The organism is Escherichia sp. GZ89 (genome assembly GCF_019366485.1).
GTDB classification, from domain to species: Bacteria; Pseudomonadota; Gammaproteobacteria; order Enterobacterales; family Enterobacteriaceae; genus Escherichia; species Escherichia fergusonii.
Map to the genome: position 1 here is coordinate 78,818 of NZ_JAEOHX010000006.1, position 20,928 is coordinate 99,745.

Here is a 20,928-nt window from a genome sequence, read left to right on the forward strand (position 1 = left end):
GGCTATGGAGTCATCCTTACGTATTGTCGCGATCACCAACTGCCCCGCCGGGATCGCTCACACCTACATGGTGGCGGAAGCCCTGGAACAGAAAGCCCGTTCTCTCGGCCATACCATTAAAGTGGAAACTCAAGGGTCAAGCGGCGTTGAAAACCGCTTATCCTGCGAAGAGATTGCCGCTGCCGATTATGTCATTCTCGCTACCGGGCGTGGCCTGAGCGGCGACGATCGCGCACGGTTTGCCGGGAAAAAAGTTTATGAGATTGCCATCTCCCAGGCGCTGAAAAATATCGACCATATTTTCAGTGAGTTACCGACAAACTCGCAGCTTTTTGCCGCAGATAGCGGCGTGAAGCTCGGCAAACAGGAAGGGCAAAGTGGCAGCGTGATGAGCCACCTGATGGCGGGCGTCTCTGCGGCGCTGCCGTTTGTCATCGGTGGTGGTATCCTGGTGGCGCTTGCCAACATGCTGGTGCAGTTCGGTTTGCCGTATACCGATATGTCGAAAGGCGCGCCGTCGTTTACCTGGGTGGTTGAATCCATCGGTTATCTCGGCTTCACCTTTATGATCCCCATCATGGGCGCTTATATTGCCTCGTCGATTGCCGATAAACCGGCTTTCGCTCCGGCTTTTCTGGTTTGTTATCTGGCAAACGACAAAGCCCTACTCGGCACCCAGTCGGGTGCGGGATTCCTCGGCGCGGTGGTGCTGGGGCTGGCGATTGGCTATTTCGTCTTCTGGTTCCGTAAAGTCCGTCTCGGCAAAGCGTTACAACCGCTGCTCGGTTCCATGCTTATCCCGTTCGTTACTCTGCTGGTTTTTGGCGTACTGACTTACTACGTTATCGGACCGGTGATGTCCGACCTCATGGGCGGGCTGCTGCACTTCCTGAACACCATTCCTCCGTCAATGAAGTTTGCGGCGGCGTTTCTGGTCGGTGCGATGCTGGCGTTCGATATGGGCGGCCCCATTAACAAAACCGCCTGGTTCTTCTGCTTCTCACTGCTGGAAAAACACATTTACGACTGGTACGCCATCGTCGGCGTTGTCGCGCAACAGGAGCTTGTCCATGAACATTGAGTTACTGCAACAGTTGTGCGAAGTCAGCGGCGATGAACAAGAAGTTCGCGACATTCTGATAAACACGCTGGAACCCTGCGTGAATGAAATCACCTTTGATGGTCTGGGCAGCTTTGTTGCCCGTAAGGGGAATAAAGGGCCGAAAGTTGCCGTTGTCGGGCATATGGATGAAGTCGGCTTTATGGTCACCCACATCGACAAGAGCGGTTTTCTGCGTTTTACCACCATTGGCGGCTGGTGGAATCAGTCGATGCTCAACCACCGGGTAACCATACGTACACACAAGGGAGTGAAAATCCCTGGTGTGATTGGTTCCGTCGCGCCTCATGCGTTAACCGAAAAGCAAAAGCAACAACCGCTGTCATTTGATGAGATGTTCATTGATATTGGCGCAAACAGTCGCGAAGAAGCGGAAAAACGTGGCGTGGAAATTGGCGATTTTATTAGCCCGGAAGCCAATTTTGCCTGCTGGGGCGAAGATAAAGTGGTCGGCAAGGCGTTGGATAACCGCATCGGCTGCGCAATGATGGCCGAGCTACTACAGACAGTAAATAACCCCGAAATTACGCTGTATGGCGTTGGCAGTGTGGAAGAAGAAGTTGGGCTACGCGGGGCACAAACCTCGGCTGAACACATTAAACCGGATGTGGTGATCGTGCTGGATACCGCTGTCTCCGAGGTTATGTTTGACCTGAAGATTGATAACAGTCCCAGGCCTACCTCATTTCTGACATTCTGTAATAATGGTGATCGTTTATGTAGCTGGGTGAGGGTAGAGAAGGTGGCATTTGGTGGTCAGGTGACTTTTACCGGACAACCCACTACAGCGACCAGGGAGGTTACAATTGAGGCTCACACAGAGAATTATATATATACCTACACCTTTACCCTCAACAGATGGTTCGTTAATAAAAAGGTTACGCAGAATTGGGAAGACGCTAAAACAACATGTAATGGCGACGGTTCGTTGCCTCTTATTAAGGATTTAACTTCTGCTACTGAGCCTGGAAGGGACGGAGAGAGAATGATTGGTAATTTGTTCGGTGAGTGGGGGAGTACAATGGTTATTTGGGGGGATATTCGTACACCTGTATGGACCAGTGAAATAATGCCAAATTCATTCAGTGATAACATTGCATCAGAGCATTTGGGTAATGGAAGGTTGCTAGAACGAAATAAAAATAATTTTGGAGATGTGGTTTGCCGTATTGACTTGTAAGGTCATTCAGGTTAAGCCGCATACGCGGCTTAACCAACACAATCCCAAAAACCAACATCAAAAACACTTAACGCAGGTTATTATAATCACTCACCAATTCATTGTATTGGTTCAATGCTGCCGGATAAGAGTCCTCCACCATCCAACCTGATGCTGGGTCCTGAAGCAGATCTTTATCGCTATCAGAGTACGGGACGTTATCTCTGACGCGGCGAACATATTTTTTAGCTGCCAGTTGGAACTCACCCGCTGAATTAATAAAGGAGAATTCCATACCGCCTTTATCCGCTTCTTTAGCCTGAGACACCAACGTTTCCAGATCTACAACTTTCTTCATTACGGTATCAGTATCAAATTTATCTTGCGAAATTGTACGGTTAATCTGTTTTGCTGAAGTCATGACGGCCAGAGAATAGTAGTTAAATGTTTTACCTTCTCTTTGTTCGATGTTTTTCAGTTGGGCAAGCTGACGTCGGTCATTACTTTCTTCAATCGCTTCACGGTAAAATTCAGCAACCGGCTGGAAGGTTTCAATATTCTTTAACAGTGTCTGGTGTAGCGCTTTTCCTTTCACAAACGCATCGTCTTTATAATTTTCCTGGGTATAATATTTATCCATTTCATTAATGGTATTACCCAGCGCGACAGCGGCAGTAATATAATTCGTAGCAATGCCATCAATCGGCTCCAGCGCCGGTGTTAATGCCGCAACACGTTTCATCCCTTTTTCACAGCCAGCAATGTTCAGTTCCTGAATGCCATAAATGCCGTAAACAATGCTCTCTTTCCCTGTCGGACCCTGTTTGAAATCTTTCAGCCAGTCAGCGTAACGCGCCAGACTCCGCTGAACGGGGATCTGTAAATCATTAAAGCATTTGATATAGACATTCATTTTTTCACTGTAGACCGCTTCTACATCCACCACCGGTTGCGCAGGCATTTCCACTTTAGCCTCGACTTTTACGGCAGGCACGGCATCAGATTTGGCATCAGGCGCGGGGGCGGCGGGTTGGCTTTTAGCGGGAGGTGGGGTTTCTGTTTCGGCTTTTTTATCATCGCATCCGGAAAGACCAAGAGCCATGATGGCGACAACGATAGCTGAAGATAACAAATTCCTTTTCATTTATTTGCCTTAGAAATAATTAATAGAGCGGTTATTTTAAAGATAAAACGCCATTATCACCATAAACAATTCAGTGATATAAATAGCGATTATATTTATTGAATAAATAATATTATTAAATTAATTTTGTTCATCGCTGGATGAATTTTTATCTTCGTCCAGCGATTTAACACGTTAAATGTTTTCCCTCACAATGGATAATTAAGCGCTTTTATAAATACACTACATTCCATAACGCTCAGCAATAGCAGCATGTTTCTCTTCATTCGCCCCGGCTTCTTTGGCAAGACGCCACCAGCACAACGGATGTTCCCAGTCAGCGGTCAATTCGTGCAAGGTCTTATCGATATCACCTTTAGAAACTGAACGTGGCGCACTGATAACAAAATAGAATGCGGGAAGTGGCTGCGCATCTTCACCCTGATGACTGTCCGTTAACGTATAGTCGTCATTACTGTTGCTCCAGTAGTACCAGTTTCGTTCACGGAGCGCCTCACGGAAAGTATTAAACTCTTCTTCACCAGGCATAACGCCTTCGCAGAACCAGGACTCGCCGTACTCGGTCGGGATAATGGTTTTCAGGCACCCATAAAGTGGCGTGAAATTCTTCTGCTCTTCTTCGTCTTCGGGGCGGGTGTTCAACATTTCTGCATCGAATACCACAACCTCATCAACATGTTGCGGATAATCGGTGCGGTAAGTCGGCTCAATGATCCTTGCTGTTACTGGCCCAATACGTTGAGCATAGTAATAGCGGTATTCATAATTTTCCCGGAAGCGGATGTTTAACAGCCCCCATTTTTCGTCAATAAAACCTTCGCCTTCCGTGAACTCGATTTCCAGTTCAGCGGCAATAGCACGAACCAGATCCCATTGTTGCAGGATGCTGGCGGTCGCCATGATATCCCACTGGAGATTGCGAATATCGTCTTCACGACTAATCATAAGCTGCTGCAATTGCTGTAAATAATCCAGCTTCCGCTCCCAGGCTTCCTGTTTTTGTGCCGCCCAGCCGCACATGTGATAAACGCCAACCCACTCGCGCCCTTTTTCGTTTTGCAGCAACTGTTGCCCAATTGCCTCCAGTGCAACCCAGTCTTCCTGCTGGTTAATCACCCGCGCACGGAACCACAGCGCCATATGTAGCAGACCCGCCTGTTCATACAGCTTCGCCAGGTGCTCGATCGCCTGCTGATCGCCACGGTTAAGCAAGAGATCCAGTAGATCAAAGCACAGGCCGTTATCTTCCTGAAGATGGCTTTCAACATGGCGTTGCAGAAGTTCAATCGACTCATTAAGCGCATTGCAGGCGTTTAACGCATTGACCAGTTTACCCAGCAATTCCGCATCATCTGGCGTGTTCAGATAAGCGCGACGGAATATCTCGACGTCTTTTTCGGGATCTGGCTGTGTTTCTTCATCGCTGTTTTCAGGTACTTCTACAACCGGACGAGCAAGCAACTCCGCTTCTTTGGCGGCAATTTTTTCGCTAAGTTCGAGAAACTCGCGATCAACGCCCAGTAATGCGCGTAATTTTGGCATGTGCTGCTGGGCCAGTTTCATCGCCATTTTGGCCACCCAGACGGATTCGCGCTCCAGCGCCAGAGTGATTTGCAGTTTTGCCAGATTCACCACTTTGCGGTGCGCCCCGGCCTGCGAACGTTGCTCCAGCATTTTTTGGATGATGCGTGCCAGCTGCCAGTGATTTCTCTGCGGATGGCGAGGAAGCAGTACGGTAATAATCTTCACCCACATACCCCACGAATAGGGGGTCAGATCTGTCCAACGAGGCAGTTCCTCCCAGACCTCTTCGTCCTGCCCACATAACGCCATGATGTACAGTTTTTTGAGGTGATAACTGATGCGGTCACGGCCCCAGTAATCGTTCTCTTTTGCCAGTTCATCAATCACTTCACGAGCCTCATCGTAGCGCTGAAGGGCAACCAAAATATCGGCGCGTGTTGCCAGCAGCGCTTCTAAATATTCACTCCCCGATGCTTTCACCGCCTCGATTTGCCTGTCGATATAAACCAACGCCTCTTCTGTTTTGTTGGAATCCACCATTGCACTGGCATATTCGCAGGATAAACACATAAAACAGCTCCAGGTCGGATCAATGCGCGCGATGGTTTCCTCACATACTGCCATGCGTTCATTCGCCCAGCCTGGTGCGTCAATATTTTCGTAGCAGGCTGATAAATCCTGGGTAACGCAGATAGATTGCGGGCAATCTTTCGCCTCTTCCCGATGCGCTTTTTCAAACAGCGCTACCACGTCTGGCAGCACCTTTTCACCTTCTTCATAGTTAGTCAGGCGATGACGCATTTCCCAGTGACCAATAAATATTTTCAGCCACGGATTTTTGGCGACTTGATTCAGTGCTTTCATTTCCGGCAATAGCGAATCGCATTTTTCTATTTGTAGGTGCAAAACACTTTCTGAAAAATCATCAATAAGCTGCGGAATATATTCTTGCCCGGCATCACGCAACTCTTGACTATATTTGTTGTACCACTCCCATGTATCCATTTTATTTTCCTTGATTAATTAAGACAGGAATAACCTGAGTAAAATCTTCCAGTGCCTGGTGTAAATCCCACTGCTGTTCTTTATTACCGCTGGAGCACAAAATCACTTTCAGCGATTTTAATAAGCGTAATGCCGCTGCGGGCTGTTGCTGGTGTTGTAATGCCGTCACCAGTTGCATGATGCAAGGGTTATTAAGGTTGATGTATAAACTTGAGGTTTTCGTTTTTTGGATTTGTGAAGTAAATTGCCGCGCCAGCATTAACGCTGCAGTGCTGATGCGTTTATCTGCGTCATCCTGTTCGAGAATTTGTTTTAATTCTGCTTCGCGGTCTGGCGTGACCACTAACGGTAAAACGGCGGGTTCGAAGCGGGAGATAATTAATTGCTCGCCATCGCAGAGATGCTCTTCCAGATAAGCCACCTGCTCTTCGGGTAATTCTGCCAGGCTGAACAACTGCTCATTGCCCGTTTGCGTACCGACTTCGATAATCCGGCAGTGATATAACAGCGCCCAGCGACGTAAAAATGGCACGACGGCATAGCGATCGCCACGGGCAACGGGCCGTTGCAGAATGTGGAACAACATCTCTTCAAAACCGCCGTCGCGGCTTAACAGAATATGAATGCTGTTATTAACGCGTAAATCCTTCGCCAGCAGCGCACCTTTTGACGTTGGCACCTGCAGGCGGTCTTTGAGTAAATCAAACAGACGATCATCACACAAGGCCGCACCCAGCAACGCTTCGTTGTGGCGCATTAATACACGCCGCCAGATTTCTGGCTGGTTTTGCGCGAGATCGGACAAACCTGAAATCAGCGCCTCTTTTAGCGCCTCCTGTACCGCAACCCAGGTTTCATCCCGCTGGAGATCTTCCCGGCTCGCCGTCGGCGTTAGTTTCGATGACTCAATCACGCCGCCCATAAATCCGGCCCAGGGAGGTAACAACTCACGCGCTTCATCATCCAGTAACATACCGCGCAAAAACAGCGACAGGTTGCGGTTATCGCTGGTGCCGTAGGTTGCGCCATCCTGAATCCATAAAATCCCAACCGCGTCGCTCATCCCCACGGGCACCACCGGAATGGTGCAAATCGGTTCGAAGGAGGATTCAAACTGTGCGGCAAAGGCGAGATTTTTACGCTGTACCAGCGCGCGGTGCATGGTTACGCCTTCGGGGGCAACTTCACGCCACGGTGGTTGCAGTTTATTCACCGGCTCGCTGGCATCACCGACATAGACTGGTTCGTGCAGCAATATGCAGTAGCGGGAAAGAACGCGGTTCAGCAGATTATTACTCGCCAGATGGCTGTACTCTTCTTTGAGCGTCAGAATCACCTGCGTTCCCGGCGCCGAAGACTGATGCGGCGTAACGGTGTATTTTTGCCCGTCGGTAGAGTGGTATTTCCAGCTCTGATCCGGCGTTTGCCAGGATGTGGTCAACACCGTGACCTCTTTCGCCAACACAAAGGCCGACAAAAAACCGAGGCCGAACATACCAATTAAACCGGTGTTGTCATCCTGCTGGCGCAACATTCGGGTATAACCGACGCCAACCGTGGCAAGAAAGCCATGAATTTCACTTTCAGTGAGGCCAGCGCCAGTATCGCTAATGATGATAGTGGACTTCGCCACGTCTGCCACTACACGAATTTGGTTATCCTTTGGCGCATCGGGCTGCTCAATCCTGCGGCGCACGATCGCATCATGGCCGTTCTGCACCAGCTCGCGCACGGCAACCACGGGAGTGGAGTAAAGATGCTTACTGAGCACCTCAATTAAGCCGTTTAAATTAACTTCTGTAGAATATGAACTGCCAGGTAACTGTAATGTACTCATTTTTCAATACTCATAATCCATCACCTACTATTGAAAATACATTGCTGTTTTTTACAACCGGTGCAAGGTTTGTTATTTCATTCACTCATCGAAAACATTTATTTATTGACGCGATGATTAAAACAAAATGTCTTATATAAATAATGATTAATTCTTAAAGGATTAATGCGACTGGAGTATATCGATATAAACCGGAGTTAACGAGATAATTTCTTGTGGTGAAATTATTATTTAAATGCTGAATAATATATTGAGGATTATTTAATAGAAAAATAAAACCGCAATCCAGAATCAGAATTGCGGTATTTCTTTAATTATGAATCAATCGCTGCGGATGAGTATAAACCGTTGCCCGACCCGGCTTACAAAAGCCCACCAGCGTCAAATTACAGCGCTCAGCCACTTCTACGGCAAGTGTGGTCGCGGCAGACACCGCAAACAAAATCTCTACGCCACACATCGCCGACTTTTGCACCATTTCATAACTGGCACGGCTGGAAACCAGCACCGCACCTTGCTGCCAGCTTTCCCCTTCTTGCGCCCGGCGGCCTAACAGTTTGTCCAGCGCCACATGGCGACCCACGTCTTCATGCCCGCCGACCAGTTCGCCAGATGGCAACATCCATGCAGCGGCGTGAGTACAACCAGTCAGTTGCCCCACTGGCTGGAAATCATTGAGATGACGTAATGCATCATCCAGTTTGTTGAGATCAAACGTCTGGGTGAATGGCAGCGGCTGCACCGGTTTACCGATGTCATTAAGTTGCTCCACGCCGCATACGCCACAGCCCGTACGCCCCGCCAGCGCCCGGCGACGTTCCTTCAACCCCATAAAGCGGCGGCTGGAAAGCTCAATTTGCACTTCCAGACCATTACAGGAAGGAACAACATCCATGCCGAAGATATCGCGTGGACTTTCGATAATCCCCTCGGAAAGCGAAAAACCGAGCGCAAAGTATTCAAGGTCTTTGGGCGACGCCATCATCACCACATGCGAAATACCGTTGTAGACCAGCGCAACGGGAACTTCTTCCGCCACCTCATCTAACCGTGGATGTTGTAAATCGTCACGCCGCCATAACTCAATTTGACGAACACCTGTGATATTTGTCACATTTTTGATTTCTTTTTGCTGTGTTTTTTTCACTTTCTCTTAACCAGATAAGAACACACACACCAACATTATGGTATTCTGTTACAAACCCTTCCTGGATGGAGGGAAATTGAGCCAATTCTGGACCTTTGCGGCCCCTTCCGCAAAGAAAAATAACTCCCACTCCCTGCACACTCAGCAAGCGAATGTAAATGGGACGTGACAATGTCGAAACAAGGAGCAATCCATGCAGGTCAGCAGAAGGCAGTTCTTTAAGATCTGCGCTGGCGGTATGGCAGGCACCACGGCAGCGGCACTGGGTTTTGCACCCAGCGTAGCACTCGCGGAAACCCGGCAGTATAAACTGCTGCGCACCCGCGAAACCCGTAATACCTGCACCTATTGTTCCGTAGGCTGTGGGCTGTTGATGTACAGCCTCGGTGACGGAGCAAAAAACGCCAAAGCATCTATCTTCCATATCGAAGGTGACCCGGATCACCCGGTCAACCGCGGTGCACTTTGTCCGAAAGGCGCTGGCCTGGTGGATTTCATCCACTCCGAAAGCCGTCTGAAGTTCCCGGAATACCGTGCGCCAGGTTCTGATAAATGGCAGCAAATCAGTTGGGAAGAGGCGTTTGATCGCATTGCCAAACTGATGAAAGAAGACCGCGATGCTAACTACATTGCGCAAAACGCCGAAGGCGTGACTGTTAACCGCTGGCTCTCCACCGGGATGCTGTGTGCTTCCGCGTCGAGTAACGAAACCGGCTATTTAACGCAAAAATTCTCCCGCGCGCTGGGTATGCTCGCGGTCGACAACCAGGCGCGTGTCTGACACGGACCAACGGTAGCAAGTCTTGCTCCAACATTTGGTCGCGGTGCGATGACCAACCACTGGGTCGACATCAAGAACGCCAACCTCGTCGTGGTGATGGGCGGTAACGCCGCTGAAGCTCACCCGGTCGGGTTCCGCTGGGCGATGGAAGCCAAAATTCACAACGGCGCGAAGCTGATTGTGATCGATCCTCGCTTTACGCGTACGGCGGCGGTGGCTGACTACTATGCCCCTATTCGTTCCGGTACTGACATTGCTTTCCTGTCAGGCGTATTGCTGTACCTGCTGAACAATGAAAAATTCAACCGCGAATACACCGAAGCCTATACCAACGCCAGCCTGATCGTGCGTGAGGATTACGGCTTTGAAGATGGCCTGTTCACCGGCTACGACGCGGAAAAACGCAAGTACGATAAATCCTCCTGGACCTACGAGCTGGACGAAAACGGCTTCGCCAAACGCGATACCACGCTGCAACATCCGCGCTGCGTGTGGAACTTGCTGAAACAGCACGTTTCCCGTTATACGCCAGATGTGGTTGAAAACATCTGTGGTACGCCGAAAGACGCGTTCCTGAAAGTCTGCGAATACATCGCCGAAACCAGTGCTCACGATAAAACTGCCTCGTTCCTTTACGCGCTCGGCTGGACGCAACACTCCGTTGGTGCGCAAAACATTCGAACGATGGCGATGATCCAGCTGCTGCTCGGCAATATGGGGATGGCAGGCGGCGGCGTTAACGCCCTGCGCGGTCACTCCAACATTCAGGGGCTGACGGACCTGGGGCTGCTGTCGCAGAGCCTGCCAGGTTACATGACGCTGCCAAGCGAGAAGCAGACCGATCTGCAAACCTACCTTGCCGCCAACACGCCGAAACCGCTGCTGGAAGGCCAGGTTAACTACTGGGGCAATTACCCGAAATTCTTCGTCTCCATGATGAAGGCCTTCTTTGGTGATAAAGCGACGGCAGAAAACAGCTGGGGCTTTGACTGGTTGCCGAAGTGGGATAAAGGCTACGACGTCCTGCAATACTTCGAGATGATGAAAGAGGGCAAGGTCAATGGCTATATCTGCCAGGGCTTTAACCCGGTTGCCTCATTCCCGAACAAAAACAAAGTGATCGGTTGTCTGTCGAAACTGAAGTTCCTCGTGACCATCGACCCGCTGAACACTGAAACCTCCAACTTCTGGCAGAACCACGGTGAGCTGAACGAAGTGGACTCGTCGAAGATCCAGACCGAAGTGTTCCGTCTGCCATCGACCTGCTTCGCGGAAGAGAACGGTTCAATCGTTAACTCCGGTCGCTGGTTGCAGTGGCACTGGAAAGGTGCGGACGCCCCGGGGATTGCGCTGACTGATGGCGAGATCCTCTCCGGTATCTTCCTGCGCTTGCGCAAGATGTACGCCGAACAGGGTGGCGCGAACCCGGACCAGGTGCTGAACATGACCTGGAACTACGCCATTCCGCATGAGCCATCTTCAGAAGAAGTGGCGATGGAGAGCAACGGCAAAGCGCTGGCCGATATTACCGATCCGGCAACCGGTGCGGTTATCGTCAAGAAAGGCCAACAACTCAGCTCGTTCGCTCAACTGCGCGATGACGGCACCACCTCCTGTGGCTGCTGGATTTTCGCCGGTAGCTGGACGCCAGAAGGTAACCAGATGGCACGCCGTGATAACGCCGATCCGTCTGGCCTCGGTAACACGCTGGGCTGGGCATGGGCATGGCCGCTTAACCGCCGCATTCTGTATAACCGCGCCTCCGCAGATCCGCAGGGTAACCCGTGGGATCCGAAGCGTCAGTTGCTGAAATGGGACGGCACCAAATGGACCGGCTGGGATATTCCGGACTACAGCGCAGCGCCTCCGGGCAGTGGCGTCGGGCCGTTTATCATGCAGCAGGAAGGCATGGGGCGTCTGTTTGCCCTCGATAAGATGGCGGAAGGTCCGTTCCCGGAACACTACGAGCCGTTTGAAACGCCGCTGGGAACTAACCCGCTGCATCCAAACGTTATCTCGAACCCGGCTGCACGTATCTTTAAAGACGACGCCGAAGCATTGGGTAAAGCCGATAAGTTCCCGTATGTCGGAACCACCTATCGTCTGACCGAGCACTTCCACTACTGGACCAAACACGCGCTGTTGAACGCGATTTTGCAACCAGAGCAGTTTGTGGAAATCGGGGAGTCGCTGGCGAATAAACTTGGCATTGCCCAGGGCGATACCGTGAAAGTCTCCTCCAACCGTGGCTATATCAAAGCCAAAGCGGTGGTGACCAAACGTATTCGCACGCTGAAAGCGAACGGCAAAGATATCGATACCATCGGTATTCCGATTCACTGGGGCTATGAAGGTGTTGCGAAAAAAGGCTTTATTGCCAACACGTTAACGCCATTCGTCGGTGATGCGAACACGCAGACGCCGGAGTTTAAGTCCTTCCTTGTGAATGTGGAAAAGGTGTAACGGAGACGACATATGGCTTATCAATCTCAAGATATCATTCGTCGTTCCGCGACTAACGGTCTGACCCCCGCGCCTCAGGCGCGGGACTTCCAGGAAGAAGTGGCGAAACTCATCGACGTCACCACCTGTATCGGCTGTAAAGCCTGTCAGGTGGCGTGTTCAGAGTGGAACGACATTCGCGATACCGTCGGCAATAACCTTGGGGTGTACGACAACCCCAATGATTTAAGCGCCAAATCGTGGACGGTGATGCGCTTCTCGGAAGTGGAGCAGAACGACAAACTGGAATGGCTGATCCGTAAAGACGGCTGTATGCACTGTTCCGATCCAGGCTGCCTGAAAGCGTGTCCGGCGGAAGGGGCAATTATTCAGTATGCCAACGGTATCGTCGACTTCCAGTCTGAGCAGTGCATTGGTTGCGGTTATTGCATTGCGGGCTGTCCGTTCGACATTCCGCGCCTCAACCCGGAAGACAACCGCGTTTACAAATGTACGCTGTGCGTTGACCGCGTGGTGGTTGGGCAAGAACCGGCCTGTGTGAAAACCTGCCCGACGGGTGCGATTCACTTCGGTACGAAAGAGTCGATGAAAACGCTGGCGAGCGAGCGCGTGGCTGAGCTGAAAACCCGTGGTTACGACAATGCGGGTCTGTACGATCCGGCAGGCGTGGGTGGTACACACGTTATGTACGTGCTGCACCATGCTGACAAGCCGAATCTGTATCATGGCTTGCCGGAGAACCCGGAAATCAGCGAAACCGTGAAATTCTGGAAAGGCATCTGGAAACCGCTCGCAGCTGTTGGCTTTGCGGCTACCTTCGCAGCCAGTATCTTCCACTACGTGGGTGTCGGTCCGAACCGTGCGGATGAGGAAGAGAATAATCTGCACGAAGAGAAAGACGAGGAGCGCAAATGAAACGACGTGACACCATCGTGCGCTACACCGCGCCGGAACGTATCAACCACTGGATCACCGCCTTCTGCTTCATCCTGGCGGCGGTGAGCGGGCTGGGCTTTTTGTTCCCTTCCTTCAACTGGTTGATGCAAATCATGGGCACACCGCAGCTGGCGCGAATTCTGCACCCGTTTGTCGGCGTGGTTATGTTTGCCTCGTTCATCATCATGTTTTTCCGTTACTGGCATCACAACCTAATCAATCGGGATGATATCTTTTGGGCGAAGAATATTCGTAAGATCGTCGTCAACGAGGAAGTAGGTGACACCGGGCGTTATAACTTCGGTCAGAAATGCGTTTTCTGGGCGGCGATTATTTTCCTGGTTCTGCTGCTGGTGAGCGGCGTGATTATCTGGCGTCCTTATTTTGCGCCTGCTTTCTCAATCCCGGTGATCCGATTCGCGTTAATGCTGCATTCATTTGCCGCAGTGGCGTTAATTGTGGTTATCATGGTGCATATCTACGCCGCCCTTTGGGTGAAAGGCACGATTACCGCCATGGTGGAAGGATGGGTTACCAGCGCCTGGGCGAAGAAACATCACCCGCGCTGGTACCGTGAGGTCCGCAAGACAACGGAAAAGAAAGCTGAATGAGTATTCGCATAATCCCGCAAGATGAGCTGGGTTCGAGCGAGAAACGTACGGCGGATATGATTCCGCCGTTATTGTTCCCTCGGCTCAAGAATTTATACAACCGCCGCGCCGAACGTCTGCGCGAGCTGGCAGAAAATAATCCGCTGGGTGATTACCTGCGCTTTGCTGCGCTTATCGCCCACGCCCAGGAAGTGGTGCTGTACGACCATCCGCTGGAGATGGATCTGACCGCGCGCATTAAAGAAGCCAGCGCACAAGGCAAGCCACCGCTGGATATTCACGTTTTGCCGCGTGATAAGCACTGGCAAAAGCTGCTGATGGCAATGATTGCTGAGCTGAAACCTGAAATGAGCGGCCCGGCGCTGGCAGTGATTGAGAATCTGGAGAAGGCATCAAGCCAGGAGCTGGAAGATATGGCCAGCGCGCTGTTCGCCTCTGATTTCTCGTCCGTCAGCAGCGATAAAGCGCCATTTATCTGGGCTGCACTGTCACTCTACTGGGCGCAGATGGCCAATCTGATCCCGGGCAAAGCCCGCGCTGAATACGGCGAGCAACGTCAATATTGCCCGGTTTGTGGTTCTATGCCGGTGTCCAGCATGGTGCAAATTGGCACTACTCAGGGTCTGCGTTACCTGCACTGCAACCTGTGTGAAACTGAATGGCACGTAGTGCGCGTAAAATGCAGCAACTGTGAACAGAGCGGCAAACTGCATTACTGGTCGCTGGATGACGAACAGGCTGCGATTAAAGCCGAAAGCTGCGATGACTGTGGCACTTACCTGAAGATTCTTTATCAGGAAAAAGAGCCGAAAGTTGAAGCCGTGGCAGATGACCTCGCCTCTCTGGTACTGGATGCGCGAATGGAGCAAGAAGGCTACGCCCGCAGTTCCATTAACCCGTTCCTGTTTCCGGGTGAAGGGGAGTAATCTCTGACGTTTTCCGGGTGACGCAGGTCGCCCGGATTACAGTTCATAGGGTGTGATTACACCTGCTATTCCCGCAAAATCTCTCGTATTTCGCGTTACCAATTCAAGACCATGCCGCCAGTGCCTGTTTGACCTCGTTTTTCCCTCCAACACAGCGATAAAGTTATTGGTATGTCACTGATGACAAGCGTAGGATTGCCTGATGCGCTACGCTTATCAGGCCTACCAATAAACTGCAATATATTAAATTTTCACGACTTTGTAGGACGGATAAGGCGTTCACGCCGCATCCGGCATGTACAACGCGCACTTTGTCAGTAATCTGATTGGTATCATTTTTGCCATTACCATTCTTCGCGCAGTTTACGCTGATATTCGACACCATCTTCCTCACACCCTTGCCAGATGCCAGGAACACTGGTTCTTGCTGTTTGCGATTGATTTACCAAGTATTGATCTACCGCTTCCCGTAATAGCTCCGCACGAGGAAGATTACGCTGCACCTCGAGATCATCTAGTTGCTTAATCAACTCATTCGATAAATCGAGTAAAATTCTGCTCATATCCATACCTGCCAGAGGGTTCATAAATATTTAACCAATATCATTTTTGAATCTATGGAGAGAAAAGTACCCTTGTCGAATCTTTAAAGAAAGCGCATTTACGCATCACTTTTTATTTTTGTGAGGCGTTTTCCAGATACAATGTAATAGTTGCAGTTATTATAAGTTCAAATAAAACAATCTTGTATTAATACCAGAATAAGGGCATCTGGTTTTTATATTCATGAATATAAAAATTTTTGTCATTCCTTATGCTCCTTACACTGATCATCAACACCAACTACCTCCCCCTTTTGCCTGCCTCCCTTTGCCTTACACACCGGAAATTGCTGCCTCTCCAGATATTGCTCTACCGCTTCGCGTAAAATTGCGGACCGTGAAACCTTACGCCAGCCCCGAAGCTTGTTCAGCCGTTTAATTGCCTCTTCTGATAAATGAAGAAAAACCGTATTCATCGCCATTGCCACCACCTTACATATATTACGCATTAATGTATGTGCGAAAATTACGCCGAAAAATTAATTAACGAAAGCGGATTTTTGCATGTTGTTTCACTTTTGCGAGACGATATCCAAAGATAATGTAACAGTTGCAGTTATTTCAATTGTTACTCAAAAATGGTTTAGTTATAGTCCAGGATTGTTTATTACTTTTAATTAAGCGGGGGCACATCTACAGAAAAGAAACAACAAATAATAAGGATGAATTATGGGTGCTATAAATATTTTATATTCAAGAATATTTTTTTGATTGGGTCTTCATTTGCTTCATCAGGATGGTGTACCCGAAAAAAGTCAGCAGCTTTACCGCACCCGGGTTTAAGGTGAAATCTACCATTCATAACTGACCGGTCAGTGCCGCACCAACCGGTCTTTAATTGTTAGTAGTAGTAAATTTGTGGATAACAGTCCGGGAACCAGACGATTCCTTCCGGATCATCCCCCTGCATTACCCGATGACATTGGCGTCGATCATCAGCGCGACGGCGAAGCATAGTATAGAGTCGCTTCCATTCATGATCTCCCGGTGTACTGTAGTTTACCCGACACTCCATTGAAGGATGACGCCATTTACCTGTGTGTTGGGATCCCTGAATGCTTATGCGGCTTCGCTTTACCATTACGACCCCGGTCTTTACGCGTATTAAATGTGGACATTTTTAGTCTCCTGTTAAGAGTTCTAAAAATGTGCTTCCTTAAAATAGTTCATCATTTCCCCTTAATTCGCATAGCGTGCTTTTGCACGAATTTCCGATACGCGGGGACCATTATGATAGCGTCGATGCCCACACATCCAACAAGAACACATACAGGGAGTACGAAAGCAAACACCTGATGCTTTTTTGCTTCCGTCGCCTGCTGTGCGATAACGACGGCGGATTTTTTTTAATCGCGCCATATGATGGCGACGTTCAGCACGATTTCGGGTCATAACAAAACTCCTGAACAGGCGGCACTATGCCGCTTTCATAGGAGTTCTGAATGCTGGTGCTTTCTGTGTGGCATAACCATGCCTCTAACGGTTAAGTGCTTGCAGCACATGTTGCGGATCATTGGCAATCGCTCGCAGCAAAGCCTTTGCAGTCAAGTAAAACGCCCCTTACTCCTCTTCGTTCCCGCCCTCTTCATACGGGCCAAATGGCTTCGCGGGCAAAACGATATACGTCCCTTCAAACACCGCGCCCGGCGTATCGTTGCCAAAGATTTCGACCTGCATCTGCACCCGTGCTTTTCGTCCGCGCGCCAGACGGTCGAGATCGCCGCTTAAGGCACCGAGGTCGGCTACCGCATGAGGTTTGCCGCTAATCGGCTTGCTGTAGCGGATATGCGCATCCGCCAGAATAATCGTTCCGCCGAGGTGGCGTTCGCGCAGCATCAGCCAGATAAGTCCCCAACCAGTGAGTGTTGCCAGCGAGAATAAACTCCCGGCAAACAGCGTGTGGTGTGGATTCTGATTGCCGGTTTCCGGCATGGTGGTGATAAATTTTTGCCCGGTATATTGCTGAATGCGCACGCCCATTTTTTCACTAAGCGGGATGTGTTCATACCACGCCTGTTGCAGCTGCGCGCACCAGTCGCCGCGATGCAGAATATCATCCAGAGTGGCGACGGGTTTAATCATCAAAAAATGACGAATCGGCGTGGTGGTTGGTGTGGTGATTTCTCCCTGATTAACGAACCCCAGCTTGGCGAAAAACTCCACCGCGTCTTCACGGGCGCTACAGGTCACGCGCTTAACGCCTTCCTGACGCGCCACCGACTCCAGGGTCATCGCCATCAGCGTTCCTAACCCTTTGTCCTGCACGTCGGGATGAACGGCCATAAAACGGATGGACGCTTCATTATCGGCATTAATATAGAGCCGCCCTACCGCCACCAGATTACCCTGCTCGTCGACGACCATCTGGTGATGCGCCATCGCATCCCACGCGTCGCGTTCCGAACCTTTTGGTTGATGCAGGGGCTTACGCAACATTTCCCAGCGAAACTGATAGTAACGCTCTAATTCTTCTTCTGTTTGTGGAACCCGAAGGTGATACATAGCGATACTCTCTCTTGTTTCCCGTGACAACCCTGGAAGCTGGCTCATACCTGCAACCAGAATGTCACGGGGCCATCATTGACCAGCGATACCTGCATATCGGCAGCGAAGCGTCCTGTTTGCGTGTTCATCTCTTGCTGACGGCAGCGTTCGACGAAATAGTCATATAACGCCTCTGCGCGATCCGGTGATGCGCCTTTTGAGAAGCTTGGGCGCATCCCCCGTTCGGTATCTGCGGCGAGGGTAAACTGGGAAACCACCAGCACACTGCCGCCCGCCTGTTGCACGTTGAGGTTCATCTTGCCTTCGGCATCGCTAAAGATGCGATAGCCGAGCACACGCTCGCACAGACGGTTTGCTTTCTGTTCGTCGTCATCCTTTTCGACACCCAATAATACCAAAAGTCCCGCGCCAATTTCGCCCGTCACTTCTCCCTCCACGGTGACGCTGGCACGGGTTACGCGTTGAATTAATGCAATCATGGTTCGTCGTCTTCTTCTTGTTCAGCTGCTTGTTTTAGTTTGCGGTATTCCCCGAGAGTGACAGTAATTTCCGCGCCAAGCAAGACGATACACCATGTCCAGTAGACCCAGACAAAGAGAATGGGGATCACCGCCAGCACACCATAAATGAGCTGATATGACGGGAACATGGTGATATAAAGCGCGAAACCTTTCTTTCCTGCTTCGAACAGGAGTGCGGCGACAAACGCGCCGACAATCGCGTCGCGGTTAGGTACGCGGATGGTAGGAACAATGCTGTACAGCAACCAGAAGGAGATCCACGACAACAGCAGCGGAAAAATGCGCAGCACATTGTCGATGACCGTATTGAGATCGCTCGCCCAACGCAGGGAGAGCAGATAGGAACTGATCGCCAGACTGGCCCCCGCCAACAGCGGCCCTAACGTCAGGATCATCCAGTACACAGCAAAAGAGTAAATTTTTGGCCGTACCCGTTTACTTCGCCAGATGGCATTCAATGCGCTATCAATGGAATACATCAACAATAACGCCGTGACGATCAGGCCACATGCCCCGACGGCGGTCATCTTGTTGGAATTGGCAACAAACTGTTCGATATATTGCTGGATAACGTCGCCAGTGGCAGGGAGAAAGTTGGCAAAAATAAAGTGACGTAGCTGGATACTAACGTCTGAGAACATGGGAAAAGCGGCGAAAAGCGCAAAAACAACGGCAACCAGCGGCACTAATGAGAGTAACGACACATAGGCAAGATTACCTGCCAGGGTTGTCATGTTGTCCTCATCAATGCGTTGCCAGAGTAGTTTCAGCCAGGCCCATAGCGGACGGGTATGATGCCTGGCTTTTTCATGGATGGTTTTTAGCATAACAACTTCGCGAAATAGTCCGGGATGGTGGTTTTATCTTTCACCAGAATGCTGGTAATGCCCAGCTGATTAGCTCCTTCTATATTATCGGCGTTGTCATCAAAAAAGACCGTATCGCTGGGGGAAAAACCTTCCAGCTGCAATACATGCTGGTAAATTCGCGCTTCAGGTTTGCGCATCCCCAGATCTTGCGACAGATAGATATGGTCAGCAGCAGCACGGATTTCCGGGTATTCTTCCGGCCAGAAGGTGGTATGCAGGCGGTTGGTATTGGAAAGCACCACCACACGATGACCCTGCTCACGCAGTTTATGCATGATGGCGATCACTTCCGGGCGCAGCGCGACAAACACCGCCTGCCAGCCGTGGGAAAACTGCTCATAGCTTAGCGGTAGAGCCATCTCATGACACAGCGCCTCTGCGAACGCTTCGTCGCTAATTTCCCCACGCTCATGCTGATGAAACGCCTCACCCATGTGGAAACTCTTCTTAAGCGTAGCCAGTGGAACACGCGTTAAATCGCTCCAGGTTCCCAGCACACGGTTGAAGTCGATATCGACAATGACATTACCTAAATCAAAGATATAGAGCATTTTTGCCTCCTTTCACACCATAAGAAATTAACTGTAGCGGGAAAGGCGAAGTTTGGCTATGCAGTCAGGCATGAAGGCTTGCAAGTGGTCACAGAAAATTAATGGTTGCCGTTTCACTATATTCTCAATAATTCGTGTCGCAGCACATGCAACTTGAAGGATGACGAGTATCAGTGATGGCTTTATATATAATGCTGTCATTAAGAGTTCTTTTTAAGAAATCACATATTTACTTCATGAATTAATATTATTAATACATTCAAATAGAAAATACATCCAAAAAAATAAATTCTCAATGAAATTAAAAAATATTCAGCGTATTATTTCTCCACCATAAAATAAGGATACATACCATGGAAAAGAAATTTTATATTGACTGGGATAATGAAATATCCCGGGAAGAATTTATTAAAAATATATTATCCGATGAAGATCTGCCCAAAATCCGCTCTCTGATTATTGGCCGTTGGGGAGAGTGCTGGGATGAGGAAAGTTGCCAACCGATAATCGACATGTTTGTTGAACACGCTGAACGCTTTGCTCATCTTGAGTCCCTGTATATCGGCGATATGGAAAGTGATGAGTGTGAGATTTCGTGGATAAAACAAGGCGATTATTCTCGTCTGTATGCCGCACTGCCGAACCTCAAAAAGCTGACGATTAAAGGTACTCAAGACCTGGAACTGGGAGAAATCGCCCACGACAAACTGGAGCACCTGGAAATCATCTCTGGCGGTGCGCCATGTGGCGTGTTCGCGCCATTGCAAAACTCTCAGCTGCCTGCGTTAAAAACACTTATCGTTTATATTGGCATTGAGAATTATGGTTTTGATGCGTCTCTGGATAGCGTGATGAATCTGGCGTCGAAATCACTTTTCCCGAGCCTGACGCATCTTGGTCTGGTGAACAGCGAAGAGCAAAACGAAATCGTCCGCCGCGTGCTGGAGAGCGACATTCTGCCACAACTGGAAGTGCTGGCACTTTCCTGCGGTACACTCACCGATGAAGGCGCGGAGCATCTTCTCAAACATGCCGATCGCCTTAGCCATCTGAAACTGCTGGATTTGTATCATCATTACCTGACAACAGAGATGCAGAAAAAACTGCAAAAAACACTGACATGTACTGTTGAATTATCAGAAGCGCTAACGCCTGAAGTCTATGATGACGAAGTTTATATGCACCCGATGTTTACCGAATAAATGAAATTTATTGGGAGAGAGTCAT

17 protein-coding genes and 3 pseudogenes are annotated in these 20,928 nt (G+C 49.9%); 7 read left to right on the top strand and 13 right to left on the bottom strand.

The features are described 5' to 3' along the window. Positions 1-4 precede the first annotated feature (4 nt). A pseudogene (locus tag K0335_RS11685) lies at positions 5-1,054 on the top strand (fructose PTS transporter subunit IIB); the annotation flags it as partial. Between the two features lie 16 nt (positions 1,055-1,070). Next, positions 1,071-1,793: pseudogene (locus K0335_RS11690) on the top strand (peptidase); the annotation flags it as partial. 574 nt (positions 1,794-2,367) lie between these two features. Here the strand turns inward: K0335_RS11690 and K0335_RS11695 are convergent. The 4 genes from K0335_RS11695 to fdhD all read right to left on the bottom strand — a co-directional run bounded on the left by K0335_RS11695 (position 2,368) and on the right by fdhD (position 8,936). Beyond that, positions 2,368-3,423: a YiiG family protein gene (locus tag K0335_RS11695; RefSeq protein ID WP_046077265.1), complete on the bottom strand. Its 1,056-nt coding sequence runs from the start codon at positions 3,421-3,423 to the stop codon at positions 2,368-2,370. A gap of 222 nt (positions 3,424-3,645) precedes the next feature. Beyond that, on the bottom strand, positions 3,646-5,952 hold the full coding sequence (locus K0335_RS11700) for a hypothetical protein (RefSeq protein ID WP_104920028.1): 2,307 nt from the start codon (positions 5,950-5,952) through the stop codon (positions 3,646-3,648). A 1-nt stretch (position 5,953) separates the two neighbouring features. Further along, on the bottom strand, positions 5,954-7,789 hold the full coding sequence (locus K0335_RS11705; protein ID WP_046077263.1) for an ATP-binding protein: 1,836 nt from the start codon (positions 7,787-7,789) through the stop codon (positions 5,954-5,956). A gap of 310 nt (positions 7,790-8,099) precedes the next feature. Then, positions 8,100-8,936 carry a formate dehydrogenase accessory sulfurtransferase FdhD gene (fdhD, locus tag K0335_RS11710; protein WP_000753608.1) on the bottom strand — a complete coding sequence of 279 codons (837 nt, stop codon included), beginning with the start codon at positions 8,934-8,936 and terminating at the stop codon, positions 8,100-8,102. A gap of 193 nt (positions 8,937-9,129) precedes the next feature. Between fdhD and fdnG the strand changes: the two genes are divergently transcribed. From fdnG to fdhE, 4 genes are read left to right on the top strand one after another with little or no spacing between them, the layout of a single operon-like run. Next, complete coding sequence (gene fdnG, locus K0335_RS11715) at positions 9,130-12,180, top strand: formate dehydrogenase-N subunit alpha (RefSeq protein ID WP_104920027.1); 3,051 nt, start codon at positions 9,130-9,132, stop codon at positions 12,178-12,180. A gap of 12 nt (positions 12,181-12,192) precedes the next feature. After that, positions 12,193-13,095, top strand: coding sequence for a formate dehydrogenase O subunit beta (gene fdoH, locus K0335_RS11720; protein WP_219393836.1), 903 nt, complete (start codon positions 12,193-12,195; stop codon positions 13,093-13,095). Further along, positions 13,092-13,727 (top strand): formate dehydrogenase cytochrome b556 subunit, encoded by a 636-nt coding sequence (gene fdoI / locus K0335_RS11725; RefSeq protein WP_000829013.1) that lies wholly within the window; start codon positions 13,092-13,094, stop codon positions 13,725-13,727. Before fdoH ends, fdoI begins: the two co-directional genes overlap by 4 nt. Further along, positions 13,724-14,653 carry a formate dehydrogenase accessory protein FdhE gene (gene fdhE / locus K0335_RS11730; protein WP_000027715.1) on the top strand — a complete coding sequence of 310 codons (930 nt, stop codon included), beginning with the start codon at positions 13,724-13,726 and terminating at the stop codon, positions 14,651-14,653. The genes fdoI and fdhE overlap by 4 nt, the downstream gene beginning before the upstream one ends. Positions 14,654-14,997: 344 nt before the next feature. On the opposite strand, the gene K0335_RS11735 is transcribed toward fdhE, so the two are convergent. From K0335_RS11735 to yihX, 9 genes and pseudogenes are all read right to left on the bottom strand, one after another. After that, positions 14,998-15,240 carry a CopG family transcriptional regulator gene (locus K0335_RS11735; RefSeq protein ID WP_141095960.1) on the bottom strand — a complete coding sequence of 81 codons (243 nt, stop codon included), beginning with the start codon at positions 15,238-15,240 and terminating at the stop codon, positions 14,998-15,000. Positions 15,241-15,458: 218 nt separating this feature from the next. Then, positions 15,459-15,677, bottom strand: a complete 219-nt coding sequence (locus tag K0335_RS11740; RefSeq protein ID WP_125075111.1) for a CopG family transcriptional regulator — start codon at positions 15,675-15,677, stop codon at positions 15,459-15,461. Between the two features lie 419 nt (positions 15,678-16,096). Then, a complete protein-coding gene (locus tag K0335_RS11745) occupies positions 16,097-16,336 on the bottom strand; it encodes a hypothetical protein (protein WP_231825818.1) in 240 nt (79 codons plus the stop codon). 98 nt (positions 16,337-16,434) lie between these two features. After that, a complete protein-coding gene (locus K0335_RS11750; protein ID WP_046077261.1) occupies positions 16,435-16,647 on the bottom strand; it encodes a hypothetical protein in 213 nt (70 codons plus the stop codon). Positions 16,648-16,731: 84 nt separating this feature from the next. Beyond that, positions 16,732-16,797 (bottom strand): annotated as a pseudogene (locus K0335_RS11755) (transcriptional regulator); the annotation flags it as partial. A gap of 18 nt (positions 16,798-16,815) precedes the next feature. Continuing rightward, entirely contained in the window at positions 16,816-17,757 is a 942-nt protein-coding gene (gene fabY, locus K0335_RS11760; RefSeq protein WP_059268161.1) for a fatty acid biosynthesis protein FabY, read from the bottom strand. A gap of 44 nt (positions 17,758-17,801) precedes the next feature. Continuing rightward, the gene (gene dtd / locus K0335_RS11765; protein WP_000560983.1) at positions 17,802-18,239 is read right to left on the bottom strand and encodes a D-aminoacyl-tRNA deacylase; all 438 of its coding nucleotides are present in this window, start codon (positions 18,237-18,239) and stop codon (positions 17,802-17,804) included. Next, on the bottom strand, positions 18,236-19,108 hold the full coding sequence (locus K0335_RS11770; RefSeq protein WP_000920719.1) for a virulence factor BrkB family protein: 873 nt from the start codon (positions 19,106-19,108) through the stop codon (positions 18,236-18,238). The genes dtd and K0335_RS11770 overlap by 4 nt, the downstream gene beginning before the upstream one ends. Next, positions 19,102-19,701: a glucose-1-phosphatase gene (gene yihX, locus K0335_RS11775; RefSeq protein ID WP_000965693.1), complete on the bottom strand. Its 600-nt coding sequence runs from the start codon at positions 19,699-19,701 to the stop codon at positions 19,102-19,104. Before yihX ends, K0335_RS11770 begins: the two co-directional genes overlap by 7 nt. Before the next feature lie 353 nt (positions 19,702-20,054). Here yihX and K0335_RS11780 point away from each other — a divergent pair, with 353 nt between their 5' ends. Next, positions 20,055-20,903, top strand: coding sequence for an STM4015 family protein (locus K0335_RS11780; RefSeq protein WP_104920024.1), 849 nt, complete (start codon positions 20,055-20,057; stop codon positions 20,901-20,903). The last annotated feature ends 25 nt before the right edge of the window (positions 20,904-20,928 follow it).

What these genes read in the sequence shown, in the direction of transcription:
- K0335_RS11745 (WP_231825818.1), bottom strand. Translation starts at nt 16,336, where the DNA reads ATGGTAAAGCGAAGCCGCATAAGCATTCAGGGATCCCAACACACAGGT.
- K0335_RS11735 (WP_141095960.1), bottom strand. Translation starts at nt 15,240, where the DNA reads ATGAACCCTCTGGCAGGTATGGATATGAGCAGAATTTTACTCGATTTA.
- K0335_RS11740 (WP_125075111.1), bottom strand. Translation starts at nt 15,677, where the DNA reads ATGGCGATGAATACGGTTTTTCTTCATTTATCAGAAGAGGCAATTAAA.
- K0335_RS11770 (WP_000920719.1), bottom strand. Translation starts at nt 19,108, where the DNA reads ATGCTAAAAACCATCCATGAAAAAGCCAGGCATCATACCCGTCCGCTA.
- K0335_RS11705 (WP_046077263.1), bottom strand. Translation starts at nt 7,789, where the DNA reads ATGAGTACATTACAGTTACCTGGCAGTTCATATTCTACAGAAGTTAAT.
- fdoH (WP_219393836.1), top strand. Translation starts at nt 12,193, where the DNA reads ATGGCTTATCAATCTCAAGATATCATTCGTCGTTCCGCGACTAACGGT.
- K0335_RS11780 (WP_104920024.1), top strand. Translation starts at nt 20,055, where the DNA reads ATGGAAAAGAAATTTTATATTGACTGGGATAATGAAATATCCCGGGAA.
- fdoI (WP_000829013.1), top strand. Translation starts at nt 13,092, where the DNA reads ATGAAACGACGTGACACCATCGTGCGCTACACCGCGCCGGAACGTATC.
- fdhE (WP_000027715.1), top strand. Translation starts at nt 13,724, where the DNA reads ATGAGTATTCGCATAATCCCGCAAGATGAGCTGGGTTCGAGCGAGAAA.
- K0335_RS11695 (WP_046077265.1), bottom strand. Translation starts at nt 3,423, where the DNA reads ATGAAAAGGAATTTGTTATCTTCAGCTATCGTTGTCGCCATCATGGCT.
- K0335_RS11700 (WP_104920028.1), bottom strand. Translation starts at nt 5,952, where the DNA reads ATGGATACATGGGAGTGGTACAACAAATATAGTCAAGAGTTGCGTGAT.
- K0335_RS11750 (WP_046077261.1), bottom strand. Translation starts at nt 16,647, where the DNA reads ATGACCCGAAATCGTGCTGAACGTCGCCATCATATGGCGCGATTAAAA.
- yihX (WP_000965693.1), bottom strand. Translation starts at nt 19,701, where the DNA reads ATGCTCTATATCTTTGATTTAGGTAATGTCATTGTCGATATCGACTTC.
- dtd (WP_000560983.1), bottom strand. Translation starts at nt 18,239, where the DNA reads ATGATTGCATTAATTCAACGCGTAACCCGTGCCAGCGTCACCGTGGAG.
- fabY (WP_059268161.1), bottom strand. Translation starts at nt 17,757, where the DNA reads ATGTATCACCTTCGGGTTCCACAAACAGAAGAAGAATTAGAGCGTTAC.